This is a genomic window from Enterobacter sp. SECR19-1250, from assembly GCF_013391025.1.
Taxonomy (GTDB): Bacteria; Pseudomonadota; Gammaproteobacteria; order Enterobacterales; family Enterobacteriaceae; genus Enterobacter; species Enterobacter cloacae.
In genome coordinates this window covers 1-26,137 of the sequence record NZ_JACASJ010000076.1, presented here as the reverse complement: position 1 = coordinate 26,137, position 26,137 = coordinate 1, and the positions used below count along the sequence as shown (strand labels likewise).

The window sequence follows — 26,137 nt, the reverse complement described above, 5'->3', positions numbered from 1 at the left end:
GGCTGTTTGTGAAGTGATTCACATCCGCCGTGTCGATGGAGGCGCATTATAGGGATCCCATTTTTTAGCACAAGTATTTTTTAGATCTTTTTTTCTGACTGATGATTTTCCGCGCTTTTCGCTGAAATCCCGCCCGATCTGCTTAAATATTGACGTATTTTGCCTTGCCTCGTTCCAAAAATATGATCAAAGTCTTCTGTATAGCGCTCATCTGTCGAGGTAGATATGTCTGCAGTACTACGTCCGTATAAAGATCTGTTTCCACAAAAAGGCGATCGCGTGATGATCGATGCCAGCAGTGTGGTCATTGGCGATGTCCGAATGGCCGATGATGTCAGCATCTGGCCGCTCGTTGCGATCAGGGGAGACGTTAACTATGTGGCAATTGGCGCACGCACTAATATTCAGGATGGCAGCGTGCTGCATGTCACCCACAAATCCTCATATAACCCGGACGGCAATCCACTTGTTATAGGAGAAGATGTTACCGTCGGCCATAAAGTCATGCTTCACGGCTGCACTATCGGAAACCGGGTGCTGGTTGGCATGGGATCGATCCTGCTGGATGGTGTCATCGTAGAGGATGATGTGATGATTGGTGCCGGGAGTCTTGTTCCTCAACATAAACGGCTCGAAAGCGGTTATCTCTATTTAGGCAGCCCGGTAAAGCAGATCCGCCCCTTAACAGAAGCGGAAAGAGAAGGTCTGAAATATTCAGCGAATAATTACGTGAAATGGAAAGATGAGTATCTGGATCAGGACAGCCAGACCCAGCCCTGATCGTCTTCTTGCTGATCGCGGATCAAATCGCTGGCTTCTTCTTCAAGATCCCAGCGATTTTCGCAAAACACCTCTAATGGATTTGAGCCACCAAAGCGGCGCTTGAGCGTTTCACCGCTAATGGCACATGTCAGTTGCATCACATGCACGAGCACCGGGAAACAGACCGCTTGCTTACTCTCATCCCACTGTTCTCTGTCGGGAAAGTGAATCGCCTGGTTCACGCCATAAGTTCCTGTTTCAGCTTTTCAATGACGGGTTCGACAGCAGGTAATACACCGTGCCAGAGCAAGACTGCATGCGCAGCCTGCCCCACCAGCATGCCCAGACCATCAGCCAGCTGTTTCGCGCCGTGTTGTTCACACCAGCTAAGGAAAGGAGTTTTCCCTTTCTGATAAAACATGTCGTAGCAATAGAGGTGGCTGTTTACCAAAGAGGACGGGATCGCCGGTACTTCCCCACCAATGCCGCTGGAGGTGGCATTAATGATAAGATCAAATTCATGGTGGATAAGATCATCAAGAGCCACCGCACTCACGCTGCCAGTATGCGCAAACAACGCCGCCAACGCTTCCGCCCGGGAAAAGGTGCGATTGGTAATGGTCACTGCACAATCCAGTGAAAGGAGCGGTAACAGTACGCCTCGCGATGCCCCACCAGCACCAATCAACAGAACCCGGAACCCGGGTTTAATAAATGAGAGTCTTTCCAGATCGCTAAGTAAGCCGATTCCGTCAGTGTTGTCACCCAGAAGGCGTCCATCCTCCAGCCGTTTAAGCGTATTCACGGCACCCGCAAGAGACGCGCGCTCAGTTAATTCATCCGCACGTTCAAAGGCTTCTTCTTTAAAAGGCACCGTCACATTGGCACCTTTACCACCCGCGTCAAAAAAAGCATTCAGGGTAGTAACAAAGGCATCAACAGGTGCCAGCACCCGGCCATAGGGATGATCAATCTGCAGTTGTTCAGCAAACTGCTGATGGATCAGCGGAGACTTGCTGTGTGCGATCGGATTACCAAAAACGGCATAGGTTTCCATCATATTACCCCTGGCGAAAACGTTCGCCGGTCAAGGCGTCGCGGATTTCCGACGGATTAAGACGACCTCCGGTTTCACCGACGGCTACCGGGAAGTCATTCCCGAACTGCGCCAGCACCTCTTCGGTGCTCCGGCAAGGAGGCTGCCCGGTAAGGTTGGCACTGGTTGAGACCAGCGGTTTACCAAACGCCAGACATAGCTCTACCACCAGCGGATGATCGGTGACACGGACAGCGAGGGAATCGAAACGCCCTGTTAACCAGCGTGGCGTAGTTGGCTGCGCCGGGAAAACAAAGGTCACCGGCCCTGGCCACGCCGAAAAGATGGTATCCCGTTGTGCTGGCGTGAGCATGGAATCATCAATATAGGGTTTAAGCTGCTCATAATTAGCAGCGATCAAAATCAATCCTTTTTCGACAGGTCTCTGTTTTAGCGTAAGTAAGCGATTCACAGCTGTCTCGCTGTCAGGATCGCAACCGACCCCAAAAACAGCTTCTGTTGGATAGGCGATGACTTCTTCATTTTTCAGGACCTCCACTGCGTGCGCAATGGATCCTGTTGGCAGGTTATTATTCACTGATTTCATCCGCCGAAACCGGCTTTCCACATTGTTTACTGGCGCAAAAGCGTTTCATACCTTGCGCCGTTTTCTTCTCTATAAGTAACGGATAATCGCAATGAGGGCAGGTACCCGCTACCGGTTTGAAATTGATAACAAACTGGCATTCAGGATAACGATCGCAGGAATGGAAGGTTTTACCAAAACGAGAACGACGCTGTACCAGTTGTCCGCGCTGGCACTGGGGGCAGGCGATTGCCGTTTCATCTGGCTTATCAATTTGTTCCGTATGTTCACATTCAGGATAGCGACTGCAACCAATGAACATACCAAAACGGCCCTGCCGTAACGCCAGTTCGCCTCCACACTTCGGGCAAAGCTGCCCCTCCAGAATTTTAACGATATGTCCGTCCGCCTGGCTTTTCAGGGGACGAACATAATCACATTCCGGATAGTGTGAACAACCGAGAAACGGACCGTGTTTCCCGGACCGAATGACAAGTTCAGCCCCGCACTGTGGGCAGGGCTCGTTTTTATGCACCGTGAACAGTGCTGATTTGGCCATAACAACTCTTGGTGCTGCACATTGAATTAGTGCAGCATACCTTCATTCACTTCAAAGAGTAATTCTTCCATTTGCTGATAGGCATTTTCACAGCCTGGAATATTAAACAGAACCATCAGGATCACCCACTTGAGGTCATCCAGTTCGAACTCTGCCGTATCCAGCGCCATAACACGCTCTATCACCATTTCTCTTGTTTCGAGGTTTAGCACCTGAATCTGCTCAAGGAATAAGATGAATCCCCGGCAGCTGGCGTCCAGCCTTTCACACTCTTCAGCGGTATAAATGCGCACAGACAATGGGTCAGAAGCAAGCTGCATCGGTTCGGCAAGGCCTTCCTGATAATCAGCCAGTTTTTCCAGCCACATCAACGCATTATAAATATCTTCCCGTTCAAACCCCGCATCGGTAAGATCCTGTGTCAATTTGTCCTGATCCACTCGCATTTCTGCTTCGTTATGGATGTAAGTCTCAAACAAATACATCAGTACGTCGAACATGGCTTGCCCTCCTCAATCGGACATAGCCGCCGGGTACAGCTGCGATCCACCCTGCTAACTCCAGTTCGAGTAGCTGTGCTACCGTTACTGGCACAGGTTGGCCGGCACGTTCAGCGACAACGTCAACAGGTGTTACCTCATCTCCTACGTTAGCCAGGAGGCTGGGAAATGGCAATGCCACCTTCTCCTGATCTGATGAAAAATGTCGCTTTTCGGGTTCATCTGTTAACCAGTGCAAACCATATTGCAAATTTTCAAGGATGTCCTCGACGCTCGTCACAGGCGTTGCCCCCTGCTTGATGAGCCAGTGGGGGCCCTCACACCCCGGGTTACCTATCGGGCCAGGTAAGGCAAAGACTTCTCGCCCCTGTTCTAGCGCATACCGTGCCGTGACGAGTGAGCCGCTTCTTAAAGCGGCCTCCACCACCAGCACGCCCAGACTCAGACCGCTGATGATTCGGTTACGACGTGGAAAATTTGCCGGCCAGGGCGGCGCTGACAGCGGGAACTCTGACACAATAGCCCCCTCTGATTCGATAAGCCGTGCAGCCAGAGCCTGATGCCGACGGGGATAAATGCTAAACAGCCCGTTTCCAAGCACCGCGACACTTCGCCCTTTTACAGACAGCGCGGCGTGGTGAGCGACGCCGTCAATACCGCAGGCCAGCCCACTGGTGATCGTGAAACCACTTTGTGAAAGTTGTTCGCACAGGATTTTCCCCCATCGCTCACCGTACCAGGATGGCGCGCGGCTACCCACAACCGCCAGTTGAACGGTAATAAGGGCTTCAGGATTGCCTTTAATAAACAATGCGCTGGGGTAGTCAGGGATCGTGCGAAGTAAAGGGGGATAACGAGGATCATCCGCCGTCAGCAGATGGTTCTCCGGCTGTTCAAGCCACGCCAGATTTCGTTGCAGTTCATTTTCATCAAGCGCAAAGAACTGTTGAGCCTGTTTTGTTGACAGCCCGGCATCTCTGACAACGGCATCATCAATCCTTGTCTGCATAAGTAGTCGCGCTGCCGCTGCGAGCATCTGATCACCACACAGAGAGCCTGTGTGGATTAGCCGTAACCATATCTCCGTCGACGTCATCCTTTTCCCTGCCATAAGCAGCCTCTGCAATCATTGCGATTGGTCACGGATGCTGTCAATCGATGGGGGATTTGTCTAGAATAGAGATAGTATTCTTATCAACTCCTGAACACGACTCTGGAAATTTATGGCAGTTTTGCAAGTGTTACATATTCCGGACGAGCGCCTTCGCATCGTCGCTGAACCGGTCAAAGAAGTGAATGCAGAAATTCAGCGTATCGTTGATGATATGTTCGATACCATGTACGCCGAAGAAGGCATTGGTCTTGCGGCAACTCAGGTGGACATTCACAAGCGTATTATCGTGATCGACGTTTCTGAGAATCGCGATGGCCGTCTGGTGCTGATCAACCCTGAGCTGTTGGAAAAGAGCGGTGAAACAGGTATTGAGGAAGGTTGTCTGTCCATTCCTGAACAGCGTGCTTTAGTTCCACGTGCCGAAAAAGTGAAAATTCGCGCCCTGGATCGTGAAGGCAACCCGTTCGAACTGGAAGCAGACGATCTGCTGGCGATTTGTATTCAGCATGAGATGGATCACCTGGTCGGTAAACTGTTTATCGATTACCTCTCACCATTGAAGCAGCAGCGTATTCGTCAGAAAGTAGAGAAACTGGATCGTTTGCGCTCCCGCGCATAACATCCCCCCGGATACAAGGATCATCGTGTCTAAAACACTACGTATTATCTTCGCGGGTACCCCTGATTTTGCAGCGCGTCATCTTGACGCGCTGTTATCTTCTGGCCACCAGGTTGTTGGCGTGTTTACCCAACCGGATCGCCCGGCAGGCCGTGGTAAAAAGCTCATGCCCAGCCCGGTGAAAGTGCTGGCAGAAGAACATGGGTTACCCGTTTACCAGCCCGCATCCTTACGACCTCAGGAAAATCAGCAACTTGTTGCCGATCTCAATGCTGATGTCATGGTGGTGGTGGCTTACGGCTTAATTCTGCCAAAAGTCGTGCTTGATATGCCTCGTCTGGGGTGTGTCAACGTACATGGTTCGTTGCTTCCACGCTGGCGTGGCGCGGCACCGATCCAGCGCTCGCTGTGGGCGGGTGATGCTGAAACCGGCGTCACCATCATGAAGATGGATGTAGGTTTAGACACCGGCGACATGCTGTATAAACTGGCCTGTCCAATTACCGCCGACGACACCAGTGCCACGCTGTATGACAAACTGGCGGATCTGGGTCCACAAGGACTCATCAAAACCTTGCAGCAGCTTGCTGATAATACGGCTACCCCTGAAGTTCAGGATGAGACCCTGGTGACCTACGCCGAAAAACTCAGCAAAGAAGAGGCGCGGGTCGACTGGTCCCACTCCGCCGCACAGCTTGAGCGTTGCATTCGCGCCTTTAATCCGTGGCCAATGAGCTGGATGGTGATCGATGAGCAACCCGTTAAAGTCTGGAAAGCGTCCGTCATTGAAGGCAATACGTCTGCTGAGCCGGGTACAATTATCGAAGCCAGCAAAAATGGTATCCAGGTGGCAACCTCGGAAGGGATCCTGAATCTGGAATCACTGCAGCCCGCGGGTAAAAAGGCAATGAGTGCTCAGGATCTGTTAAATTCCCGTCGCGAATGGTTTATCCCTGGCTCTCGCCTTGCCTGAGCAAATTTATTCTTAAGGCCCGGTGTTTCCGGGCATTTTTATTTTTACGGTTATGAAAAAACAAAATCTACGCAGTCTGGCGGCACAGGCCGTTGAGCAGGTTGTCGAGCAGGGTCAATCACTGAGTAATGTCCTACCTCCACTGCAGCAAAAAGTGTCCGACAAAGACAAAGCTCTGCTTCAGGAGCTCTGTTTTGGCGTCCTGCGCACCCTTTCTCAGCTTGAATGGCTGATTAATAAGCTGATGTCGCGCCCAATGACCGGTAAGCAGCGTACCGTCCATTATTTGATTATGGTTGGCTTTTATCAGCTTCTTCATACCCGCATCCCACCTCATGCTGCGTTGGCTGAGACGGTAGAAGGTGCTGTCGCGATTAAACGTCCCCAGCTCAAAGGGCTGATCAACGGCGTACTGCGTCAGTTCCAGCGTCAACAGGAAGAACTTCTGGCAGAATTTGCAAAAAGTGAAACCCGTTTCCTTCATCCTGACTGGCTTCTGAATCGCCTCAAAAAAGCGTATCCGCAGCGGTGGCAGGATATTGCTGACGCAAATAATCAACGTCCGCCGATGTGGTTACGCGTTAACCGTAATCATCATACCCGCGATGCATGGCTGGCCTTGCTGGAAGAAGCCGGAATGAGTGGATTCGCGCATGATGCTTATCCTGATGCCGTGCGTTTAGCCTCCCCTGTGCCGGTGCATGCCTTACCCGGATTCGATGAAGGCTGGGTAACCGTTCAGGATGCATCTGCTCAGGGCTGTATGACATGGCTCGAACCCAAAAATGGCGAACAGATCCTCGACCTGTGTGCCGCGCCTGGGGGCAAAACAACGCATATTCTGGAAGTCGCACCGCAGGCCAGCGTAATGGCTGTGGATGTTGATGAGCAGCGACTTTCGCGTGTCTACGACAACCTTAAGCGTTTAGGTATGAAGGCGCAGGTAAAGCAAGGCGACGGACGTAAGCCCGCAGAATGGTGCGGCGAGACTCAATTCGACCGCATTTTGCTGGACGCTCCCTGCTCGGCAACCGGCGTTATTCGTCGTCACCCGGACATAAAGTGGCTGCGTCGCGACCGTGATATTAAGGAGCTTGCGCAGCTGCAATCCGAGATCCTTGACGCTATCTGGCCACACCTGAAGCCTGGCGGAACGCTGGTCTATGCCACCTGTTCCATTCTTCCGGAAGAGAATAGCCAGCAAATTTCAGCCTTCCTTAAACGCACTCCTGGCGCTACGCTGCGCGATACGGGGACACCGGAGCACCCGGGCCAGCAGAACCTGCCCGGCGCTGAAGAGGGTGATGGCTTCTTTTACGCTAAGCTAATCAAAGAGTGATGTTGAGAACAGGTCACGAGATATGAAGATTATCATTCTGGGCGCAGGACAGGTCGGCGGGACGCTGGCGGAAAACCTTGTAGGTGAAAACAACGACATTACGATCGTCGATACCAACGGCGATCGACTGCGCGTTCTGCAGGATAAATTTGACCTTCGCGTTGTGCAGGGGCACGGTTCGCATCCACGTGTCCTCCGTGAAGCCGGTGCTGACGATGCCGATATGTTAGTGGCCGTGACCAGCTCGGATGAGACCAATATGGTCGCTTGTCAGGTGGCCTATTCGCTTTTCAACACGCCTAACCGAATTGCCCGTATCCGCTCCCCGGATTATGTCCGCGATGCGGAAAAACTCTTTAACTCAGAAGCGGTACCAATCGACCACCTTATCGCACCAGAACAGCTGGTTATCGATAATATTTATCGCCTGATCGAATATCCCGGTGCACTGCAGGTCGTGAACTTTGCAGAAGGGAAAGTGAGTCTGGCCGTCGTTAAGGCCTATTATGGCGGTCCGTTGATCGGAAACGCGCTGTCTACGATGCGCGAACATATGCCGCATATCGATACCCGCGTCGCAGCCATTTTCCGTCACGACAGACCGATTCGACCTCAGGGCTCGACCATTGTCGAAGCAGGAGATGAAGTTTTCTTCATTGCTGCCTCTCAACATATTCGTGCCGTTATGAGTGAACTTCAGCGCCTCGAAAAGCCCTATAAACGCATCATGCTGGTCGGCGGGGGTAATATCGGCGCAGGTCTCGCTCGCCGTCTGGAAAAAGACTATAGCGTGAAGTTGATCGAGCGCGATCAACAGCGCGCCTCTGAACTTGCTGAAAAACTACAAAACACGATCGTGTTTTATGGCGATGCATCAGATCAGGAATTACTGGCAGAAGAGCATATCGATCAAGTTGATCTGTTTATTGCCGTCACCAACGACGATGAAGCAAATATTATGTCCGCCATGCTCGCCAAGCGCATGGGAGCAAAAAAGGTCATGGTACTTATTCAGCGTCGTGCCTATGTTGACCTGGTGCAGGGGAGCGTAATTGATATTGCGATTTCACCGCAGCAGGCAACGATTTCCGCACTGTTGAGCCACGTTCGTAAAGCAGACATTGTTGGTGTGTCCTCACTGCGTCGCGGCGTCGCTGAAGCCATTGAAGCTGTCGCTCACGGTGATGAAACCACATCGCGCGTGGTAGGACGCGCCATCGATGAAATTAAGCTGCCACCCGGCACAATTATCGGCGCCGTAGTACGCGGGAATGATGTCATGATTGCCAATGATAATTTGCGTATTGAACAAGGCGATCACGTTATTATGTTCCTGACCGATAAAAAATTTATTACCGACGTCGAACGTTTATTCCAGCCAAGTCCATTCTTCCTGTAATGATTCAGGTGCTCGCGATAGAGCACCTGAGTATTATCCTTCTGATTCCTGTGCCTTTTATTTTCATAACGTTTATTTATCCCCAATGGCAATTAGCTAATCATTTGTTAAACTTATAGTCGTCAGCTGGCACAAGGAGAACATAATGAGTTTTGTTAAAGAATTTCGCGAATTTGCGATGCGCGGAAATGTGGTGGATTTGGCAGTGGGTGTCATTATTGGTGCAGCGTTCGGCAAGATCGTTTCATCTTTAGTGGCTGATATCATCATGCCACCTTTAGGGCTATTAATTGGAGGCATTGATTTCAAACAATTCGCCTTCACGCTTCGGGAAGCACAGGGGGATATCCCGGCAGTGGTGATGCACTATGGCGTGTTTATTCAGAACGTATTTGATTTCGTGATCGTCGCGTTTGCCATTTTTATGGCCATCAAGCTTATCAACAAGCTCAACCGTAAAAAAGAAGAGCCTGCTGCAGCGCCCGCGCCTACGAAAGAAGAAGTATTACTGACTGAAATTCGCGATCTGTTAAAAGAGCAGAATAACCGCGTTTAACAGCTAAAAGCAGGAAGGCCAGTGGTAAATAAGCGATTCGCTTGCTTGCCACTGGCCTCCCAGTTACCCCGTTTTGCATGTTTGTTTTTACGCAGATAACTTCCCTTCCCTTTTTTGTTCTTTTCAACTCGCTGTCGAAAAAGCGGGTCGTGAAGCAAAGCCTCAATGGCATTATCTTTAATTTGTCCCTTCGTATGTTGATAGTGACTCATAATTTCTCCTGAGCATGATTAATGTCGAGGGGAGTCTAGACCCGGACTGATAAAAAATCAACAACCCCGGGTTTCTCCACTTGCCCCTTGTTCAAGGGCCTCCAGAATAGAACAATAGACACTGCTGTGAGCCGTACCACAGCACGCATTATTCAACCTTTGCAAAGAGCGCTGCATGGTTTGCAGTTCCTGAATACGCGCTTCAACTTCATCCAGCCTGGCCTGGACAATGCTTTTCGATTCCTGGCAGGTGTGGTGTGCCGGATCGATACGGATCGACAATAACTCACGGATCGAATCCAGCGTGAATCCCAGTTGCCGCGCATAACGAATAAACCGCAGCCGTTGCAGATCGTTGTCGGTATAGAGGCGGAACCCACCTTCGGTTCGCACCTCGTGATCAATCATCTGCTGTTTTTCATAGTAACGGATGGTATCCGGCGTCACGTTAGCAAGCTTTGCAAGTTCACCGATACGATACATGGCTATTCCTCGTTTATTTTCTGCATCAGTCTTTCACTATACTCGCCATGCAGAAAATCAGTCGCAATTCCTGCCTGTCGTAGCTTGAGTTCAACCAGAGCCAACCGCCGGCTTAGTTCTCCATGACGGGGATCGTCTTTCCGTATCCCTTTTAGCAGGTCAGTAAGCTCAATCGCCTCTTTGCGCTGTTCAAGCTCGGGAGGCAGACACCCCGCATTTTTCAATAAGCGATATCCAGCCCGTAGTTCAGGGGGTATATGCGAATCATCTTCCAGTATTAGCGGTTCACCGCTACCGGACAGGTTATCGAATTCGCCTTTTGTTTGGGCATCGCGAATATGGCGTTCTGCCCACTGGTCGAGCAACCACATCATAAACTCCAGGGGATGAACAAAATTAATACAGATATTGTAGAGAAGTGGGGATAGTGCGGATATAAAAAAACCCGCCGGAGCGGGTTTTTTTACGTTACTGCAGATTACTCTGCAGCAGCTTCTGCTTTCGACTCAGAACGATCAACCAGCTCGATGTAAGCCATCGGAGCGTTGTCGCCTGCGCGGAAGCCACACTTCAGAATGCGAGTGTAACCACCGGCACGGCTCGCGAAACGCGGGCCCAGCTCGTTAAACAGTTTTGCCACGATCTCGTTATCACGAGTACGGGCGAATGCCAGACGACGATTAGCAACGCTGTCAGTCTTGGCAAGAGTAATCAGCGGCTCAACTACACGACGCAGCTCTTTCGCTTTAGGCAGGGTCGTCTTGATGATTTCATGACGAACCAGTGAACCTGCCATGTTGCGGAACATAGCCTGGCGATGGCTGCTGTTGCGGTTCAGTTGACGACCACTCTTACGATGGCGCATGACCTTATCCTTCTCAGTAAAACCTTAACCTGTGATCCGGTTACTCGTCAGCAATGCTTGCTGGTGGCCAGTTTTCCAAGCGCATGCCCAGAGACAGACCACGTGAAGCCAGCACGTCTTTAATCTCAGTAAGAGATTTTTTACCCAGGTTCGGCGTTTTCAGCAACTCAACCTCGGTACGCTGTACCAGATCACCGATATAGTGGATAGCTTCTGCCTTGAGGCAGTTAGCAGAGCGGACAGTCAATTCGAGATCGTCAACAGGGCGCAGCAGGATCGGATCGAATTCTGGTTTCTCTTCTTTCACTTCCGGCTGACGTACATCACGTAAGTCAACGAAAGCTTCCAGTTGTTCTGCCAGGATGGTTGCCGCACGACGAATCGCCTCTTCAGGATCGATTGTGCCATTGGTTTCCATTTCGATGACCAGCTTGTCCAGGTCGGTACGCTGTTCTACACGCGCTGCTTCAACATTGTAGGCAATACGCTCTACAGGGCTGTAGCATGCGTCGACCAGCAGACGGCCGATTGGGCGCTCATCTTCTTCCGAATGAATTCGGGCAGAAGCCGGCACATAACCACGACCGCGCTGAACTTTGATACGCATGCTAATAGCTGCGTTCTCATCGGTCAGGTGGCAGATCACGTGCTGCGGCTTGACGATTTCAACATCACCGTCGTGGGTGATGTCGGCTGCAGTCACAGGGCCAATGCCAGATTTATTCAGAGTAAGAATAACTTCATCTTTACCCTGAACTCTCACCGCCAGCCCTTTCAGGTTGAGCAGGATTTCAAGGATATCTTCCTGAACGCCTTCTTTGGTGCTGTACTCATGAAGTACACCATCAATCTCAACCTCGGTCACCGCGCAACCCGGCATCGATGAGAGCAGAATACGGCGCAGTGCGTTACCCAGAGTATGGCCAAAGCCACGCTCTAAAGGCTCAAGGGTCACCTTGGCGTGCGTCGAACTCACTTGCTCGATATCTACCAGGCGCGGTTTTAGAAACTCTGTCACAGAACCCTGCATTGTGTCCTCTCTTTGGTACTAAGCTTTACTTGGAGTAAAGCTCGACGATCAGGTGTTCGTTAATGTCCGCAGACAGATCAGAACGTTCTGGCTGACGCTTGAACGTACCTTCCATCTTGCCAGCATCAACTTCCAGCCAGGTTGGCTTTTCACGCTGCTCAGCCAGCTCCAGAGCGGCTTTCACGCGAGATTGCTTTTTCGCTTTCTCACGAATGCTAACAACGTCATTCGCTTTAACCTGATAAGAAGCGATGTTAACAACACGACCGTTTACCATGATTGCTTTGTGGCTAACCAGCTGGCGTGATTCAGCACGAGTAGCGCCGAAGCCCATACGGTATACAACGTTGTCCAGACGACCTTCCAGCAGAGCCAGCAGGTTTTCACCTGTGTTGCCTTTCAGACGTGCTGCTTCTTTATAGTAGTTACGGAACTGACGCTCCAGCACACCGTAGATACGGCGAACTTTTTGCTTTTCACGCAACTGCACACCATAGTCAGACAGACGCGGTTTACGCGCACCGTGCTGGCCAGGAGCTTGTTCAATTTTACACTTGGTATCGATCGCGCGAACGCCAGACTTAAGGAATAAGTCGGTGCCCTCACGACGGCTCAGCTTGAGCTTAGGACCCAAATATCTTGCCATTTTCTATCTCCAACTAACCTAAAAAACGAGCGTTATACGCGACGTTTTTTCGGCGGACGACAACCGTTATGAGGGATCGGAGTCACATCAGTAATATTAGTGATGCGGAAACCAGCGGCGTTCAGAGCGCGAACAGTAGATTCACGACCCGGACCCGGACCTTTAACCATAACTTCCAGATTCTTGATGCCGTATTCTTTTACGGCTTCTGCGCAACGCTCTGCTGCAACCTGAGCTGCAAACGGAGTGGATTTGCGAGAACCACGGAAACCGGAACCACCGGCTGTTGCCCAACCCAATGCGTTACCCTGACGATCAGTAATAGTAACGATGGTGTTGTTGAAAGAAGCATGGATATGAGCCACGCCGTCAGAGACTTGTTTTCTTACACGTTTACGTGCACGAATTGGTGCCTTTGCCATTATTCAATCACCCCGATTATTTCTTGATCGGTTTGCGCGGACCCTTACGGGTACGTGCGTTGGTCTTAGTACGCTGACCGCGCACTGGCAGACCACGACGATGACGCAAACCGCGATAGCAACCAAGATCCATCAGGCGCTTGATGCTCATGCTGATTTCACGGCGCAGATCACCTTCAACGACAAATTTGGCAACTTCGTCACGCAGCGTGTCGATTTGTCCTTCAGACAGCTCACTGATCTTAACATCTTCAGCGATACCCGCTGCAGCCAGGATGGCTTTAGAACGGGTCTTGCCGATGCCGTAGATCGAAGTTAATGCGATCACAGCATGTTTCTGATCAGGAATGTTAATGCCTGCTATACGGGCCACTATGCACTCCTACTATTTAATATGTACGCACCATGCTGAAAAGCCCGTTTTCAGGATACTCAAATGGAAACGTACAGACATACAAAAGATTGGCTGGCTAATCTAGCCAGCTCAACCCAACTTTGCAAGAAAAATATGCGAAATAATCAGCCTTGGCGCTGTTTATGCTTCGGCTCGGCACTGCAAATCACACGGATGACACCATCACGCTTAACGATTTTGCAGTTACGGCATAATTTCTTGACGGAAGCACGAACTTTCATTTTTACTCTCCGTAACTTCTCAGGCGACCAATTAGCGGCCGTAGCCTTTCAGGTTCGCCTTCTTCAATGCAGACTCATACTGACTGGACATCATCAGAGTTTGCACTTGAGCCATAAAGTCCATAATCACGACAACAACGATAAGCAGTGAGGTCCCACCGAAGTAGAACGGTACTTTCATTGCATCACGCATGAACTCCGGGATCAGGCAGATAAAAGTAATATAAAGCGCACCAACCAAAGTCAGGCGAGTCATTACTTTATCGATATACTTCGCCGTTTGCTCTCCCGGACGAATTCCTGGTACAAATGCACCGGACTTCTTCAGGTTATCTGCTGTTTCACGCGGGTTGAAGACCAACGCCGTGTAGAAGAAACAGAAGAAGATGATCGCAGACGCATAGAGTAACACATAAAGTGGTTGCCCAGGCTGCAAATACAGCGAAATTGTTGTCAGCCAGTTCCAACCAGTACCGCCCCCGAACCATGACGCGATGGTTGCCGGGAACAGAATAATACTGGAAGCGAAGATCGCCGGGATTACCCCTGCCATATTCACTTTCAGCGGCAAATGTGTGCTCTGTGCAGCATAGACACGACGACCCTGCTGACGTTTCGCGTAGTTCACCACAATACGGCGTTGACCACGTTCAACGAAGACAACAAAGAACGTCACTGCAAATACTAATACTGCAACCAACAGCAACAGGAGGAAGTGCAGGTCGCCTTGACGCGCTTGCTCGATAGTATGGGCGATGGCTGGCGGGAGACCCGCAACAATACCGGCGAAGATAATGATTGAGATACCGTTACCGATACCACGTTCAGTAATCTGTTCGCCGAGCCACATCAGGAACATTGTCCCTGTGACCAGACTAACAACAGCGGTGAAATAGAATGCAAAGCCTGGGTTTAAGACCAGGCCCTGCATACCAGGCATATTCGGAAGACCGGTAGCAATACCGATCGACTGGAATATTGCCAGCACCAGAGTACCGTAGCGGGTGTACTGACTAATCTTACGACGTCCAGACTCCCCTTCTTTCTTCAGTTCTGCCAGGGCCGGATGAACGACCGTCAGCAGCTGGATAATAATGGATGCCGAAATATACGGCATAATACCCAGCGCGAAGATAGAAGCACGGCTGAGAGCACCACCAGAGAACATGTTAAACATTTCAATGATGGTGCCTCGCTGTTGCTCAAGCAGTTTGGCAAGTACAGCGGCATCGATACCAGGGATCGGAATAAAAGAGCCAATACGGAACACAATCAGCGCGCCGATTACAAACAGCAGTCTGCGTTTCAGCTCACCAAATCCACCTTTGGCACTTTGAAAATCTAATCCCGGTTGCTTAGCCATCTGCTACTTATTCCTCAATTTTACCGCCAGCAGCTTCGATAGCAGCACGAGCACCTTTAGTAACACGCAGGCCACGAACAGTTACCGGAGTAGAAACTTCACCAGCCAGGATCACTTTCGCGAACTCGATCTGGATACCGATAATGTTAGCTGCTTTCAGCGTGTTCAGGTCTACAACGCCGCCTTCAACTTTCGCCAGGTCAGACAGACGGACTTCCGCTGTGATCGCTGCTTTGCGAGAAGTGAAGCCGAACTTCGGCAGACGACGGTACAGTGGCATCTGGCCACCCTCGAAACCGCGACGTACGCCACCGCCAGAACGAGAGTTCTGACCTTTGTGACCACGACCACCGGTTTTGCCGAGGCCAGAACCGATACCACGACCCAGGCGTTTACCCGCCTTTTTAGAGCCTTCGGCCGGAGACAGAGTATTTAAACGCATCTCTTACTCCTCAACTTTAACCATGAAGTAAACCGCGTTGACCATACCGCGAACAGCAGGAGTATCCTCGCGCTCAACGGTATGACCAATACGACGCAGACCCAGGCCAAGCAGCGTTGCCTTGTGTTTCGGCAGACGACCGATTGCACTGCGGGTTTGAGTGATTTTAATAGTCTTTGCCATGGTCAATTACCCCAGAATTTCTTCAACGGATTTACCACGCTTGGCAGCGACCATTTCTGGAGAATTCATATTTTCCAGGCCATCAATAGTTGCACGAACCACGTTGATCGGGTTGGTGGAACCGTATGCTTTAGCCAGAACGTTATGAACCCCAGCAACTTCCAGAACGGCGCGCATTGCACCACCGGCGATGATACCGGTACCTTCTGAAGCTGGCTGCATGAATACACGAGAACCCGTGTGAACACCTTTAACTGGGTGCTGCAGGGTGCCGTTGTTCAGCGCGACGTTAATCATATTGCGACGGGCTTTTTCCATCGCTTTCTGGATCGCTGCTGGAACTTCACGCGCTTTACCGTAACCAAAACCAACGCGACCGTTACCATCGCCAACTACAGTCAGAGCTGTGAAGGAGAAAATACGACCACCTTTAACGGTTTTAGATACGCGGTTTACCGCGATCAGCTTTTCCTGCAGTTCGCCAGCTTGTTTTTCGATGTGAGCCATCTTACACCTCTACCTTAGAACTGAAGGCCAGCTTCACGGGCAGCATCTGCCAGTGCCTGGACACGACCATGATATTGGAACCCGGAACGGTCAAAGGATACATTGCTGATACCTTTTTCCAGAGCGCGTTCAGCAACAGCTTTACCTACAGCTGCAGCAGCGTCTTTGTTACCGGTGTACTTCAATTGTTCCGCGATAGCTTTTTCTACAGTAGAAGCAGCTACCAGAACTTCAGAACCGTTCGGTGCAATTACCTGTGCGTAAATGTGACGCGGGGTACGATGTACCACCAGGCGAGTTGCACCCAGCTCTTTGAGCTTGCGGCGTGCGCGGGTCGCACGACGGATACGAGCAGATTTCTTATCCATAGTGTTACCTTACTTCTTCTTAGCCTCTTTGGTACGCACGACTTCGTCGGCGTAACGAACACCCTTGCCTTTATAAGGCTCAGGACGACGGTAGGCGCGCAGATCTGCTGCAACCTGGCCAATCAGCTGTTTATCAGCGCCTTTCAGCACGATCTCAGTCTGAGTTGGACATTCTGCAGTGATACCGGCCGGCAGCGGATGCTCAACAGGGTGAGAGAAGCCCAGAGACAGGCCTACTGCATTCCCTTTGATCGCTGCACGATAACCTACACCAACCAGCTGCAGCTTCTTAGTGAAGCCTTCGGTAACACCGATAACCATTGAGTTCAGCAGGGCACGCGCGGTACCAGCCTGAGCCCAGCCGTCTGCGTAACCATCACGCGGACCGAAGGTCAGAGCATTATCTGCATGTTTAACTTCAACAGCATCGTTGAGAGTACGAGTCAGCTCGCCGTTTTTACCTTTGATCGTAATAACCTGACCGTTGATTTTTACATCAACGCCGGCAGGAACAACGACCGGTGCTTTAGCAACACGAGACATTTTTTCCTCCGATTAGGCTACGTAGCAGATAATTTCGCCGCCAAGACCAGCCTGGCGCGCTGCACGATCAGTCATAACACCTTTAGAGGTAGAAACAACTGCGATACCCAGACCGGCCATAACTTTTGGCAGCTCATCTTTTTTCTTATAGATGCGCAGACCTGGGCGGCTGACACGCTGAATGCTTTCTACAACAGCTTTACCCTGGAAGTACTTAAGAGTCACTTCCAGTTCCGGCTTGGTGTCGCCTTCAACTTTAAAATCTTCAATAAAACCTTCGTCCTTCAGCACGTTGGCGATTGCCACTTTCAGCTTGGAGGAAGGCATGGTGACCGCAGCTTTATTCGCGGCCTGACCGTTACGGATACGGGTCAGCATATCCGCGATCGGATCTTGCATGCTCATCTGTCTTTACTCCCGTGATTCAATTGGTGACAATTACCAGCTAGCCTTTTTCAAGCCTGGCACTTCACCGCGCATGGCGGCTTCACGCAGCTTAATACGGCTCAACCCGAACTTGCCCACATAACCATGTGGACGACCTGTTTGACGGCAGCGGTTACGCTGACGAGACGGGCTGGAATCACGCGGCAGAGTTTGCAGCTTGAGAACTGCGTTCCAACGATCTTCGTCGGAAGCGTTCACATCAGAGATGATCGCTTTCAGTTCAGCGCGTTTAGCGAAGAATTTATCAGCTAAAGCTACGCGTTTTACTTCGCGTGCTTTCATTGATTGCTTAGCCATTCAGTAACCCTACCTTACTTGCGGAACGGGAAGTCAAAGGCAGCCAGCAGAGCACGGCCTTCTTCGTCAGATTTCGCAGTAGTGGTAATGGTAATATCCAAACCACGCACGCGGTCGACTTTATCGTAGTCGATTTCTGGGAAGATGATCTGCTCACGGACACCCATGCTGTAGTTACCACGACCGTCGAATGACTTAGCGGACAGGCCACGGAAGTCACGGATACGAGGTACAGCAATAGTGATCAGGCGCTCAAAGAACTCCCACATGCGTTCGCCACGCAGAGTTACTTTACAGCCGATCGGATAGCCCTGACGGATTTTGAAGCCTGCAACTGATTTGCGTGCTTTGGTGATCAGCGGTTTTTGACCGGAGATTGCTGTCAGGTCAGCTGCTGCGTTATCCAGCAGTTTCTTGTCAGCGATCGCTTCACCAACACCCATGTTCAGGGTGATCTTCTCGACCCGAGGGACTTGCATGACAGAATTGTAGTTAAACTCAGTCATGAGTTTCTTAACTACTTCGTCTTTGTAGTAATCATGCAGTTTCGCCATCGTACTACTCCAAATTACTTGATAGTTTCGCTGTTAGACTTGAAGAAACGGACTTTTTTGCCGTCTTCGAATCTAAAGCCTACACGGTCAGCCTTGCCGGTTGCCGCATTGAAGATTGCAACGTTAGAAACCTGAATAGCAGCTTCTTTTTCAACGATGCCGCCTGGTTGGTTCAGGGCCGGAACCGGCTTCTGATGTTTCTTAACCAGGTTGATACCTTCAACAATGACCTTGCCGGAAGACAGGACATTTTTTACTTTACCGCGTTTACCTTTATCTTTACCGGTTAACACGATAACTTCGTCATCACGACGGATTTTCGCTGCCATGATTCGCTCCTTAGAGTACTTCTGGTGCCAGAGAGATAATTTTCATGAACTTCTCAGTACGAAGTTCACGAGTTACCGGCCCAAAGATACGCGTGCCGATTGGCTGCTCGCTGTTATTGTTCAAAATAACGCATGCATTACCATCGAAGCGAATGACAGAACCGTCAGGGCGACGAACACCCTTCTTGGTGCGCACCACTACCGCTTTCAGCACATCACCTTTTTTGACCTTACCACGTGGAATTGCTTCTTTGATGGTGATCTTGATGATGTCGCCTACGCCTGCGTAGCGACGGTGCGAGCCACCCAGAACCTTGATACACATTACGCGACGTGCACCGGAGTTGTCGGCGACGTTCAGCATAGTCTGTTCTTGGATCATTTTAGTGCTCCGCTAATGTCAACTACTACCTGAGACTCTAAAATCAGAGCCGTTAAAAAGCCCCATATCGAGGGCGCGGCATTATAACACCGCTTCTGCAATATGGGTAGAAAAAATAAACGGCTCATCGCTGAGCCGTTTATTCGTATCGAGAACGGGTACTGTATTACAGAACCGCTTTCTCTACAACGCGAACCAGCGTCCAGGACTTAGTCTTGGACAGTGGACGGCATTCACGGATTTCAACCTTGTCGCCGATACCACATTCGTTGTTCTCGTCATGTACGTGCAGTTTGGTCGTACGCTTGATGAATTTACCGTAGATCGGGTGTTTCACAATGCGTTCGATAGCAACAACGATGGATTTCTCCATTTTGTCGCTAACAACACGACCTTGCAGAGTACGGATTTTATCGGTCATTACGCACCCGCCTTCTCAGTCAGTAAAGTCTTAACGCGTGCAACATTGCGACGCACTTGCTTCAGCAGGTGGGTCTGTTGCAGCTGGCCACTTGCAGCCTGCATACGCAGGTTGAACTGCTCGCGCAGCAGGTTCAGCAGCTCAGCGTTCAGCTCTTCAACGCTCTTTTCACGCAGCTCTTTTGCTTTCATTACATCACCGTCTTAGTTACAAAGGTGGTTTTGATAGGCAGTTTCGCTGCTGCCAGGCCGAAGGCTTCACGGGCCAGCTCTTCCGGAACACCGTCCATTTCATACAGGACTTTGCCCGGTTGGATCAAGGCAACCCAGTACTCCACGTTACCTTTACCTTTACCCATACGAACTTCCAGCGGCTTCTCGGTGATCGGTTTGTCCGGGAATACACGGATCCAGATCTTACCTTGACGCTTAACTGCACGGGTCATTGCACGACGTGCTGCTTCGATCTGACGTGCAGTCAGACGACCACGGCCAACAGCTTTCAGACCGAAAGTGCCGAAGCTAACATCCGTACCCTGCGCCAGACCACGGTTGCGGCCTTTGTGCACTTTACGGAATTTTGTACGCTTTGGTTGTAACATCAGCGACGCTCCTTATTTACGGCCTTTACGCTGCTGCTTTTTAGGTTGAGCAGCCGGTTTTTCCGGTTGTTCAACAGCAGCCATACCACCCAGGATCTCACCTTTGAAGATCCATACCTTAACGCCGATTACACCGTAAGTGGTGTGCGCTTCAGAGGTGTTGTAGTCGATGTCAGCACGCAGAGTGTGCAGCGGTACGCGACCTTCACGGTACCATTCGGTACGTGCGATTTCCGCGCCGCCCAGACGGCCGCTAACTTCAACTTTGATACCTTTAGCGCCCAGACGCATTGCGTTCTGTACAGCACGCTTCATAGCACGACGGAACATAACACGACGTTCCAGCTGAGAAGTGATGCTGTCAGCAACCAATTTAGCGTCCAGTTCAGGCTTACGAACTTCAGCGATATTGATCTGTGCAGGAACGCCAGCGATATCCGCTACGACCTTGCGCAGTTTTTCTACGTCTTCGCCTTTCTTACCGATAACGATGCCAGGACGAGCAGTGTGAATAGTCACACGGATGCTCTTAGCTGGACGCTCGATAACGATACGAGATACAGACGCTTTAGCCAGTTCCTTCGTCAGGTACTGACGTACTTTAAAATCGCTGTCCAGGTTGTCAGCGAATTCTTTGGTGTTCGCAAACCAGGTAGAGTTCCATGGTTTTACAATACCCAGGCGAATACCATTAGGATGTACTTTCTGACCCATTGCTAGTCTCCAGAGTCTCAGCGATCGGACACAACCACAGTAATGTGGCTGGTGCGCTTCAGGATGCGATCTGCACGACCTTTCGCACGCGGCATAATGCGCTTCATGCTTGGGCCTTCATCTACGAAAATTTTCGCGACTTTCAGATCGTCGATGTCAGCGCCATCGTTGTGTTCAGCGTTAGCAATGGCAGATTCCAGTACTTTCTTGACCAATACCGCAGCTTTCTTGTTGGTATAGGTCAGGATGTCCAGGGCCTGCGACACTTTCTTACCGCGAATCAGGTCAGCAACAAGGCGAACCTTCTGTGCAGAAGAACGAGCATGGCGATGTTGAGCTAAAGTTTCCATCTCTTCCTCCTACCTTATTTCTTCTTCGCTTTTTTATCAGCAGCGTGGCCGCGATAAGTACGAGTCGGTGCGAATTCACCCAGTTTGTGACCAACCATTTCGTCGGTAACAAAGACTGGAACGTGCTGACGACCATTATGGACAGCGATGGTCAAACCGATCATGTTAGGAAAGATCGTTGAACGACGGGACCAAGTGCGCAGGGGCTTCTTGTCTCCGCTTTCCACCGCTTTCTCTACCTTCTTCAGCAAGTGCAGGTCAATAAAAGGACCTTTCTTGAGAGAACGTGGCATGGCTTATCCTCTAAAATTATTTGCTACGGCGACGTACGATAAATTTATCAGTACGCTTGTTGCTGCGGGTCTTCTTACCTTTGGTCTGAACGCCCCACGGAGTTACCGGGTGCTTACCAAAGTTACGACCTTCACCACCACCATGTGGGTGGTCTACTGGGTTCATCGCAGTACCGCGAACGGTAGGGCGAACACCACGCCAGCGTGCAGCACCAGCTTTACCCAGAACGCGCAGCATATGCTCAGCATTGCCAACTTCGCCCAGAGTAGCGCGGCAGTCTGCTTCGACTTTACGCATTTCACCAGAACGCAGACGCAGGGTGACATAAGCACTGTCACGCGCAACGATCTGAACGTAAGTACCCGCGGAACGCGCCAGCTGACCGCCTTTACCTGGTTTCATTTCTACGTTATGAACGGTAGAACCAACCGGGATATTGCGCATCGGCAGGGTGTTGCCTGCTTTGATTGCAGCATCAACGCCAGACTGAATCTGGTCGCCAGCTTTCAGGCCTTTAGGGGCCAGGATGTAACGGCGTTCGCCGTCTTTGTACAGAACCAGCGCGATGTTCGCGGAACGGTTCGGATCGTACTCAAGACGCTCAACAACTGCTGGGATACCGTCTTTGTTGCGTTTGAAGTCAACAATACGATAAGCCTGCTTGTGGCCACCACCGATGTGACGAGTGGTGATACGGCCATTGTTGTTACGACCACCGGATTTGCTGTTTTTTTCCAGCAACGGAGCAAAAGGTTTGCCCTTGTGCAGCTCAGGGTTAACCACTTTAACTACGTGGCGACGACCCGGAGATGTCGGTTTACATTTAACAACTGCCATTGTATTACTCCTCCGACTTACTCAGCGCCGCCAACGAAGTCCAGGTTCTGGCCTTCTTTCAGGGTGACGTAAGCTTTTTTCCAGTCGCTACGACGACCGATACGCTGTCCGTGACGTTTAACTTTCCCTTTAACTACCAGGGTGTTAACGACTTCGACTTCGACTTCAAACAGTTTCTGCACAGCAGCTTTGATCTCTGCTTTGGTCGCGTCTTTAGCAACTTTGAGAACGATGGTGTTTGTTTTTTCCATCGCAGTAGACGCTTTTTCAGAAACGTGCGGTGCGCGCAGCACCTTCAGCAGACGTTCTTCACGAATCATGCCAGCATCTCCTCAACTTGCTTAACAGCATCAGCAGTCATTACGACTTTGTCGAAGGCGATCAGGCTAACCGGGTCGATACCAGTCGCGTCGCGTACGTCAACCTTGTGCAGGTTGCGCGCGGCCAGGAACAGGTTCTCGTCCAGCTCACCGGTGATGATCAGCACATCTTCCAGAGCCATGTCTTTCAGTTTCTGTGCCAGCAGCTTAGTTTTAGGCGCTTCTACAGAGAACTTCTCGACAACGATCAGACGATCCTGACGTACCAGCTCGGACAGGATGCTTTTCAGCGCGCCGCGGTACATCTTTTTGTTAACTTTTTGACTGTGGTCCTGTGGACGCGCAGCGAAGGTCACGCCACCTGAACGCCAGATCGGGCTCTTGATAGAACCTGAACGCGCACGGCCGGTACCTTTCTGGCGCCATGGCTTTTTGCCAGAACCAGTTACTTCAGCACGAGTCTTCTGAGCACGAGTACCCTGACGAGCACCAGCTGCATAAGCAACAACAACCTGGTGAACCAGCGCTTCGTTGAAATCACGACCGAAGGTAGTTTCGGAAACAGTCAGCGCGCTCTGCGCGTCTTTCAATACTAATTCCATTGCTATCCCCTTACGCCTTCACAGCTGGTTTAACGATCAGGTCGCTACCGGTTGCACCCGGGACCGCACCTTTAACCAGCAGCAGGTTGCGCTCAGCGTCAACACGTACTACGTCCAGGCTCTGAACAGTTACACGTTCGTTGCCCAGCTGACCTGCCATTTTCTTGCCTTTGAACACTTTGCCCGGAGTCTGGTTCTGACCGATAGAACCCGGAACGCGGTGAGACAAGGAGTTACCGTGAGTAGCGTCCTGGGTACGGAAGTTCCAGCGCTTAACGGTACCAGCAAAACCTTTACCTTTAGAGGTACCGGTTACGTCAACTTTTTTAACGTCAGCAAACAGCTCAACGCTAATGTCCTGACCTACGGTGAACTCTTCGCCTTCAGCAAGACGGAATTCCCACAGACCACGGCCAGCTTCAACGCCAGCTTTAGCGAAGTGACCCGCTTCTGGTTTGGTTACACGGTTAGCTTTTTTAGCACCAGTGGTAACCTGAATAGCGCGGTAGCCATCGTTAGCCAGATCTTTAACCTGAGTAACGCGGTTTGCTTCAACTTCGATTACGGTTACTGGGATAGAAACGCCATCTTCAGTGAAGATGCGGGTCATACCCACTTTTTTACCGACTAAACCAATCATTGTTTCAACCTCTCAATCGCTCGATGACCTGATTAACCCAGGCTGATCTGCACGTCAACACCGGCAGCCAGATCCAGACGCATCAGAGCATCAACGGTTTTCTCAGTTGGCTCAACGATGTCAACCAGACGCTTGTGAGTGCGGATTTCGTACTGATCACGCGCGTCTTTGTTCACGTGCGGGGAGATCAGAACGGTGAAGCGCTCTTTGCGGGTCGGCAGCGGGATCGGACCACGGACTTGCGCACCAGTGCGCTTAGCAGTCTCGACGATTTCCGCGGTTGATTGATCGATCAGACGATGATCAAACGCTTTAAGGCGGATACGGATTCTTTGGTTCTGCATGAGACCAGAGCTCCAATTATTTTATAAACGAAAATGATTACTCCTCAAACCCATTACGATTGATGGGAGAGTGTAACCGTTCTTACGTAGCTCCCCAATTGGGAGCATTGTTGAGTAACAAAATGAGTCACTCCGGTTCAGATTGAACCCGCCGTCAATTACGACAAGCCCGCGCATTATACGTAAATCTGGGCAAGACGCAAGTGCCGTTTAGAATTTAAGCGCTAAAGGTGTACCTTGCGTAAGGCCTCGCACTATTTTCTGCAATCCGTCCCCTTTCTTCTGTTCTTATGAAACCACTACGCAATTACATTTTTTGGCTATTGCCAGGCATTCGTGGTGTGGAGAGTATGCGCTGAAATTCACCTTGAGGTTTCGTTCATGCTTACTCTCCTCCCCTTCCTGCTCATCTATTTTGTTCTCTCAGGTTTACTGGTGCGTGAAGATATTCGCTCAGGCATTCTCCCTGATAAATATCTCTGTCCCCTGTTATGGGCTGGTTTGCTCTATCAACTCTGTCTTCACCCTGATTTTCTGCCTGGCGCAGTGGTCGGGGCGATGGCAGGGTATGTCGGCTTTGCCATGATCTACTGGGGTTATCGGCTAATATTTCGCCGTGAAGGGATGGGCTATGGCGATGTGAAGTATCTTTCAGCGCTCGGTGCATGGCATGGTTGGTGCGTGTTACCCGAACTGGCACTGGTTGCCGCACTATTGGCGCTGCTCTACCTTCTTATGACTTCGTTGTTCAACCCTGCCAGACGGACATTAAAAAACCCACTGCCTTTTGGGCCATTTCTGGCGGCAGCGGGTTTATGCGTAGGTTGGCAGACGCTGGTTAATCTTCCACTTTAATCTGCGACTGGAGATAGTTTTGCAGGCCAATTTTGCCAATGAGATCCAGCTCGGTTTCCAACCAGTCGATATGCCCTTCTTCATCGGCCAGAATCTGGATCATCATATCGCGGCTAACGTAGTCATGGACGCTGTCTGCGTAGGCAATAGCTTCGCGAAGGTCTTTTGCGCCTTCAAGTTCAAGTCTGAGATCGGATCGCAGCATCTCTTCAACATCTTCACCGATGCCGAGTTTACCGAGGTCCTGCAGGTTGGGGATGCCTTCGAGAAATAAAATACGCTCGATATATTTATCGGCATGTTTCATCTCATCGATGGATTCGTGATACTCAACGTCGTTGAGGCGCATGAGGCCCCAGTTTTTAAACATTCTCGCATGGAGAAAATACTGATTGATTGCGACAAGCTCATTTCCCAATAATTTATTGAGATAACTTATGATTTTAACATCACCTTTCATTATATAGTCCCTCCGCTTCCACTCATTGAAGCGTAGATCGGGCTACAGGGATGTCAAAAAAAAGATGGGCGCTTACGCGATCTCTTTGTATTCCGGGATTTGCATCAGTTCATCCTGCATGATTTCACGCGCTGCGCGTACGCATTTACCGCATTGATTTCCCACTGGAACAAACTTGCGAAGTTGCTGGAAGGACTGTGGCTGAAACTGGCGAACGGCCTGACGTATTTTTTTGTCACTCACACCATTACATAAACAAACGTACATAAAGACTCCCGTTCAAAATATGCGCAAAGTGTAAGTGAGAATGGTTATGATTACAATAGCACAAACGCCAGTATACGGGGCGGGAGCAAACAAAAAATGCGAAAATTTGTGACAAATACACACGCTAATAAAACAAAAAAGGACGCCGAAGCGTCCTTTTTTTATTCGGGGATAATTAATTAGCCCAGAACTTTAGCAACAACGCCCGCGCCAACGGTACGGCCGCCTTCACGGATTGCGAAACGCAGACCGTCGTCCATCGCGATTGGGTGGATCAGAG

The 26,137-nt window shown here is 50.6% G+C and carries 47 protein-coding genes; 7 read left to right on the top strand and 40 right to left on the bottom strand.

Annotated elements, in window-relative coordinates; all coding sequences use genetic code 11:
* Window positions 1-225: 225 nt before the first annotated feature.
* Window positions 226-780, top strand: coding sequence for a gamma carbonic anhydrase family protein (locus tag HX884_RS18260; RefSeq protein ID WP_013099006.1), 555 nt, complete (start codon window positions 226-228; stop codon window positions 778-780).
* Here HX884_RS18260 and HX884_RS18255 read toward each other — a convergent pair.
* The 6 genes from HX884_RS18255 to dprA are packed head-to-tail and all read right to left on the bottom strand — an operon-like array spanning window position 756 to window position 4,539.
* On the bottom strand, window positions 756-1,004 hold the full coding sequence (locus HX884_RS18255) for a DUF1488 domain-containing protein (protein ID WP_178328574.1): 249 nt from the start codon (window positions 1,002-1,004) through the stop codon (window positions 756-758). The genes HX884_RS18260 and HX884_RS18255 overlap by 25 nt on opposite strands.
* Window positions 1,001-1,819 (bottom strand): shikimate dehydrogenase, encoded by an 819-nt coding sequence (gene aroE, locus HX884_RS18250; RefSeq protein ID WP_044159246.1) that lies wholly within the window; start codon window positions 1,817-1,819, stop codon window positions 1,001-1,003. The genes HX884_RS18255 and aroE overlap by 4 nt, the downstream gene beginning before the upstream one ends.
* Before the next feature lie 4 nt (window positions 1,820-1,823).
* Window positions 1,824-2,396 carry an L-threonylcarbamoyladenylate synthase type 1 TsaC gene (gene tsaC / locus HX884_RS18245; RefSeq protein ID WP_038420961.1) on the bottom strand — a complete coding sequence of 191 codons (573 nt, stop codon included), beginning with the start codon at window positions 2,394-2,396 and terminating at the stop codon, window positions 1,824-1,826.
* On the bottom strand, window positions 2,389-2,943 hold the full coding sequence (locus HX884_RS18240) for a type I DNA topoisomerase (protein ID WP_013099010.1): 555 nt from the start codon (window positions 2,941-2,943) through the stop codon (window positions 2,389-2,391). Before HX884_RS18240 ends, tsaC begins: the two co-directional genes overlap by 8 nt.
* Window positions 2,944-2,969: 26 nt before the next feature.
* Window positions 2,970-3,443 carry a DUF494 family protein Smg gene (gene smg, locus HX884_RS18235; RefSeq protein ID WP_013099011.1) on the bottom strand — a complete coding sequence of 158 codons (474 nt, stop codon included), beginning with the start codon at window positions 3,441-3,443 and terminating at the stop codon, window positions 2,970-2,972.
* Window positions 3,415-4,539, bottom strand: coding sequence for a DNA-protecting protein DprA (gene dprA / locus HX884_RS18230; protein ID WP_044157682.1), 1,125 nt, complete (start codon window positions 4,537-4,539; stop codon window positions 3,415-3,417). The genes smg and dprA overlap by 29 nt, the downstream gene beginning before the upstream one ends.
* Before the next feature lie 127 nt (window positions 4,540-4,666).
* On the opposite strand from dprA, the gene def reads away from it, so the two are divergent.
* The 5 genes from def to mscL all read left to right on the top strand — a co-directional run bounded on the left by def (window position 4,667) and on the right by mscL (window position 9,443).
* On the top strand, window positions 4,667-5,176 hold the full coding sequence (gene def / locus HX884_RS18225; protein ID WP_013099013.1) for a peptide deformylase: 510 nt from the start codon (window positions 4,667-4,669) through the stop codon (window positions 5,174-5,176).
* 25 nt (window positions 5,177-5,201) lie between these two features.
* Window positions 5,202-6,149 carry a methionyl-tRNA formyltransferase gene (fmt, locus tag HX884_RS18220; protein ID WP_178328573.1) on the top strand — a complete coding sequence of 316 codons (948 nt, stop codon included), beginning with the start codon at window positions 5,202-5,204 and terminating at the stop codon, window positions 6,147-6,149.
* Window positions 6,150-6,201: 52 nt separating this feature from the next.
* Complete coding sequence (gene rsmB / locus HX884_RS18215; protein ID WP_038420962.1) at window positions 6,202-7,488, top strand: 16S rRNA (cytosine(967)-C(5))-methyltransferase RsmB; 1,287 nt, start codon at window positions 6,202-6,204, stop codon at window positions 7,486-7,488.
* Between the two features lie 22 nt (window positions 7,489-7,510).
* Window positions 7,511-8,887, top strand: a complete 1,377-nt coding sequence (gene trkA, locus HX884_RS18210) for a Trk system potassium transporter TrkA (RefSeq protein ID WP_013099016.1) — start codon at window positions 7,511-7,513, stop codon at window positions 8,885-8,887.
* A 145-nt stretch (window positions 8,888-9,032) separates the two neighbouring features.
* The gene (gene mscL / locus HX884_RS18205; protein WP_013099017.1) at window positions 9,033-9,443 is read left to right on the top strand and encodes a large-conductance mechanosensitive channel protein MscL; all 411 of its coding nucleotides are present in this window, start codon (window positions 9,033-9,035) and stop codon (window positions 9,441-9,443) included.
* On the opposite strand, the gene HX884_RS18200 is transcribed toward mscL, so the two are convergent.
* The 31 genes from HX884_RS18200 to rpsJ all read right to left on the bottom strand — a co-directional run bounded on the left by HX884_RS18200 (window position 9,440) and on the right by rpsJ (window position 24,275).
* Window positions 9,440-9,655: an alternative ribosome-rescue factor A gene (locus HX884_RS18200; protein ID WP_013099018.1), complete on the bottom strand. Its 216-nt coding sequence runs from the start codon at window positions 9,653-9,655 to the stop codon at window positions 9,440-9,442. The genes mscL and HX884_RS18200 overlap by 4 nt on opposite strands.
* 57 nt (window positions 9,656-9,712) lie before the next feature.
* Window positions 9,713-10,138: a Zn(2+)-responsive transcriptional regulator gene (gene zntR / locus HX884_RS18195; RefSeq protein WP_178328572.1), complete on the bottom strand. Its 426-nt coding sequence runs from the start codon at window positions 10,136-10,138 to the stop codon at window positions 9,713-9,715.
* A gap of 2 nt (window positions 10,139-10,140) precedes the next feature.
* Window positions 10,141-10,509: a DUF1992 domain-containing protein gene (locus HX884_RS18190; protein WP_013099020.1), complete on the bottom strand. Its 369-nt coding sequence runs from the start codon at window positions 10,507-10,509 to the stop codon at window positions 10,141-10,143.
* 107 nt (window positions 10,510-10,616) lie between these two features.
* Window positions 10,617-11,003 (bottom strand): 50S ribosomal protein L17, encoded by a 387-nt coding sequence (gene rplQ / locus HX884_RS18185; RefSeq protein WP_001216372.1) that lies wholly within the window; start codon window positions 11,001-11,003, stop codon window positions 10,617-10,619.
* A 40-nt stretch (window positions 11,004-11,043) separates the two neighbouring features.
* Window positions 11,044-12,033: a DNA-directed RNA polymerase subunit alpha gene (locus tag HX884_RS18180; RefSeq protein ID WP_002919219.1), complete on the bottom strand. Its 990-nt coding sequence runs from the start codon at window positions 12,031-12,033 to the stop codon at window positions 11,044-11,046.
* Window positions 12,034-12,058: 25 nt separating this feature from the next.
* Window positions 12,059-12,679, bottom strand: a complete 621-nt coding sequence (gene rpsD, locus HX884_RS18175; RefSeq protein WP_003863314.1) for a 30S ribosomal protein S4 — start codon at window positions 12,677-12,679, stop codon at window positions 12,059-12,061.
* 32 nt (window positions 12,680-12,711) lie between these two features.
* Window positions 12,712-13,101, bottom strand: a complete 390-nt coding sequence (gene rpsK / locus HX884_RS18170; RefSeq protein ID WP_003031137.1) for a 30S ribosomal protein S11 — start codon at window positions 13,099-13,101, stop codon at window positions 12,712-12,714.
* Between the two features lie 16 nt (window positions 13,102-13,117).
* Window positions 13,118-13,474, bottom strand: coding sequence for a 30S ribosomal protein S13 (gene rpsM, locus HX884_RS18165; RefSeq protein WP_013099021.1), 357 nt, complete (start codon window positions 13,472-13,474; stop codon window positions 13,118-13,120).
* Between the two features lie 146 nt (window positions 13,475-13,620).
* Window positions 13,621-13,737 carry a 50S ribosomal protein L36 gene (gene rpmJ, locus HX884_RS18160; protein ID WP_000868187.1) on the bottom strand — a complete coding sequence of 39 codons (117 nt, stop codon included), beginning with the start codon at window positions 13,735-13,737 and terminating at the stop codon, window positions 13,621-13,623.
* A 31-nt stretch (window positions 13,738-13,768) separates the two neighbouring features.
* On the bottom strand, window positions 13,769-15,100 hold the full coding sequence (gene secY, locus HX884_RS18155; protein WP_003863305.1) for a preprotein translocase subunit SecY: 1,332 nt from the start codon (window positions 15,098-15,100) through the stop codon (window positions 13,769-13,771).
* 7 nt (window positions 15,101-15,107) lie between these two features.
* Window positions 15,108-15,542: a 50S ribosomal protein L15 gene (gene rplO / locus HX884_RS18150; protein WP_013099022.1), complete on the bottom strand. Its 435-nt coding sequence runs from the start codon at window positions 15,540-15,542 to the stop codon at window positions 15,108-15,110.
* 3 nt (window positions 15,543-15,545) lie between these two features.
* The gene (gene rpmD / locus HX884_RS18145; RefSeq protein ID WP_003863301.1) at window positions 15,546-15,725 is read right to left on the bottom strand and encodes a 50S ribosomal protein L30; all 180 of its coding nucleotides are present in this window, start codon (window positions 15,723-15,725) and stop codon (window positions 15,546-15,548) included.
* A gap of 6 nt (window positions 15,726-15,731) precedes the next feature.
* A complete protein-coding gene (gene rpsE / locus HX884_RS18140; protein WP_003863299.1) occupies window positions 15,732-16,232 on the bottom strand; it encodes a 30S ribosomal protein S5 in 501 nt (166 codons plus the stop codon).
* A 14-nt stretch (window positions 16,233-16,246) separates the two neighbouring features.
* Window positions 16,247-16,600 (bottom strand): 50S ribosomal protein L18, encoded by a 354-nt coding sequence (rplR, locus tag HX884_RS18135; RefSeq protein WP_013099023.1) that lies wholly within the window; start codon window positions 16,598-16,600, stop codon window positions 16,247-16,249.
* Window positions 16,601-16,609: 9 nt separating this feature from the next.
* On the bottom strand, window positions 16,610-17,143 hold the full coding sequence (gene rplF, locus HX884_RS18130) for a 50S ribosomal protein L6 (protein WP_013099024.1): 534 nt from the start codon (window positions 17,141-17,143) through the stop codon (window positions 16,610-16,612).
* A 12-nt stretch (window positions 17,144-17,155) separates the two neighbouring features.
* On the bottom strand, window positions 17,156-17,548 hold the full coding sequence (rpsH, locus tag HX884_RS18125) for a 30S ribosomal protein S8 (RefSeq protein WP_013099025.1): 393 nt from the start codon (window positions 17,546-17,548) through the stop codon (window positions 17,156-17,158).
* Window positions 17,549-17,581: 33 nt separating this feature from the next.
* On the bottom strand, window positions 17,582-17,887 hold the full coding sequence (gene rpsN / locus HX884_RS18120) for a 30S ribosomal protein S14 (protein ID WP_013099026.1): 306 nt from the start codon (window positions 17,885-17,887) through the stop codon (window positions 17,582-17,584).
* Between the two features lie 14 nt (window positions 17,888-17,901).
* Window positions 17,902-18,441, bottom strand: a complete 540-nt coding sequence (rplE, locus tag HX884_RS18115) for a 50S ribosomal protein L5 (RefSeq protein WP_001096202.1) — start codon at window positions 18,439-18,441, stop codon at window positions 17,902-17,904.
* Between the two features lie 14 nt (window positions 18,442-18,455).
* The gene (rplX, locus tag HX884_RS18110; RefSeq protein ID WP_000729185.1) at window positions 18,456-18,770 is read right to left on the bottom strand and encodes a 50S ribosomal protein L24; all 315 of its coding nucleotides are present in this window, start codon (window positions 18,768-18,770) and stop codon (window positions 18,456-18,458) included.
* 10 nt (window positions 18,771-18,780) lie between these two features.
* Complete coding sequence (gene rplN, locus HX884_RS18105) at window positions 18,781-19,152, bottom strand: 50S ribosomal protein L14 (protein ID WP_002919748.1); 372 nt, start codon at window positions 19,150-19,152, stop codon at window positions 18,781-18,783.
* 166 nt (window positions 19,153-19,318) lie between these two features.
* Window positions 19,319-19,573 (bottom strand): 30S ribosomal protein S17, encoded by a 255-nt coding sequence (gene rpsQ, locus HX884_RS18100; RefSeq protein WP_008503489.1) that lies wholly within the window; start codon window positions 19,571-19,573, stop codon window positions 19,319-19,321.
* Window positions 19,573-19,764 (bottom strand): 50S ribosomal protein L29, encoded by a 192-nt coding sequence (gene rpmC, locus HX884_RS18095; RefSeq protein WP_013099027.1) that lies wholly within the window; start codon window positions 19,762-19,764, stop codon window positions 19,573-19,575. The genes rpsQ and rpmC overlap by 1 nt, the downstream gene beginning before the upstream one ends.
* Window positions 19,764-20,174, bottom strand: a complete 411-nt coding sequence (gene rplP / locus HX884_RS18090; RefSeq protein ID WP_002919759.1) for a 50S ribosomal protein L16 — start codon at window positions 20,172-20,174, stop codon at window positions 19,764-19,766. The genes rpmC and rplP overlap by 1 nt, the downstream gene beginning before the upstream one ends.
* Before the next feature lie 12 nt (window positions 20,175-20,186).
* Complete coding sequence (gene rpsC / locus HX884_RS18085; RefSeq protein ID WP_000529945.1) at window positions 20,187-20,888, bottom strand: 30S ribosomal protein S3; 702 nt, start codon at window positions 20,886-20,888, stop codon at window positions 20,187-20,189.
* A gap of 17 nt (window positions 20,889-20,905) precedes the next feature.
* Complete coding sequence (rplV, locus tag HX884_RS18080) at window positions 20,906-21,238, bottom strand: 50S ribosomal protein L22 (RefSeq protein ID WP_002919773.1); 333 nt, start codon at window positions 21,236-21,238, stop codon at window positions 20,906-20,908.
* Window positions 21,239-21,252: 14 nt separating this feature from the next.
* On the bottom strand, window positions 21,253-21,531 hold the full coding sequence (gene rpsS / locus HX884_RS18075) for a 30S ribosomal protein S19 (RefSeq protein ID WP_001138117.1): 279 nt from the start codon (window positions 21,529-21,531) through the stop codon (window positions 21,253-21,255).
* 16 nt (window positions 21,532-21,547) lie between these two features.
* Window positions 21,548-22,369, bottom strand: a complete 822-nt coding sequence (rplB, locus tag HX884_RS18070; protein WP_178328571.1) for a 50S ribosomal protein L2 — start codon at window positions 22,367-22,369, stop codon at window positions 21,548-21,550.
* 17 nt (window positions 22,370-22,386) lie between these two features.
* Window positions 22,387-22,689, bottom strand: coding sequence for a 50S ribosomal protein L23 (gene rplW / locus HX884_RS18065; protein ID WP_000617546.1), 303 nt, complete (start codon window positions 22,687-22,689; stop codon window positions 22,387-22,389).
* Window positions 22,686-23,291, bottom strand: coding sequence for a 50S ribosomal protein L4 (rplD, locus tag HX884_RS18060; RefSeq protein ID WP_000424395.1), 606 nt, complete (start codon window positions 23,289-23,291; stop codon window positions 22,686-22,688). The genes rplW and rplD overlap by 4 nt, the downstream gene beginning before the upstream one ends.
* Window positions 23,292-23,301: 10 nt before the next feature.
* Window positions 23,302-23,931, bottom strand: a complete 630-nt coding sequence (rplC, locus tag HX884_RS18055) for a 50S ribosomal protein L3 (protein WP_003863274.1) — start codon at window positions 23,929-23,931, stop codon at window positions 23,302-23,304.
* A 32-nt stretch (window positions 23,932-23,963) separates the two neighbouring features.
* Window positions 23,964-24,275 carry a 30S ribosomal protein S10 gene (rpsJ, locus tag HX884_RS18050; RefSeq protein ID WP_001181005.1) on the bottom strand — a complete coding sequence of 104 codons (312 nt, stop codon included), beginning with the start codon at window positions 24,273-24,275 and terminating at the stop codon, window positions 23,964-23,966.
* Window positions 24,276-24,656: 381 nt separating this feature from the next.
* Here rpsJ and HX884_RS18045 point away from each other — a divergent pair, with 381 nt between their 5' ends.
* Window positions 24,657-25,130, top strand: coding sequence for an A24 family peptidase (locus HX884_RS18045; protein ID WP_013099028.1), 474 nt, complete (start codon window positions 24,657-24,659; stop codon window positions 25,128-25,130).
* Here HX884_RS18045 and bfr read toward each other — a convergent pair.
* From bfr to HX884_RS18030, 3 genes are all read right to left on the bottom strand, one after another.
* A complete protein-coding gene (gene bfr, locus HX884_RS18040) occupies window positions 25,114-25,590 on the bottom strand; it encodes a bacterioferritin (RefSeq protein WP_013099029.1) in 477 nt (158 codons plus the stop codon). The two genes, HX884_RS18045 and bfr, sit on opposite strands and share 17 nt — an antisense overlap.
* Window positions 25,591-25,662: 72 nt before the next feature.
* Window positions 25,663-25,857 carry a bacterioferritin-associated ferredoxin gene (gene bfd / locus HX884_RS18035; protein ID WP_008503493.1) on the bottom strand — a complete coding sequence of 65 codons (195 nt, stop codon included), beginning with the start codon at window positions 25,855-25,857 and terminating at the stop codon, window positions 25,663-25,665.
* A 179-nt stretch (window positions 25,858-26,036) separates the two neighbouring features.
* On the bottom strand, window positions 26,037-26,137 hold a 101-nt coding region (locus HX884_RS18030), incomplete at its 5' end, for an elongation factor Tu (RefSeq protein ID WP_072082104.1).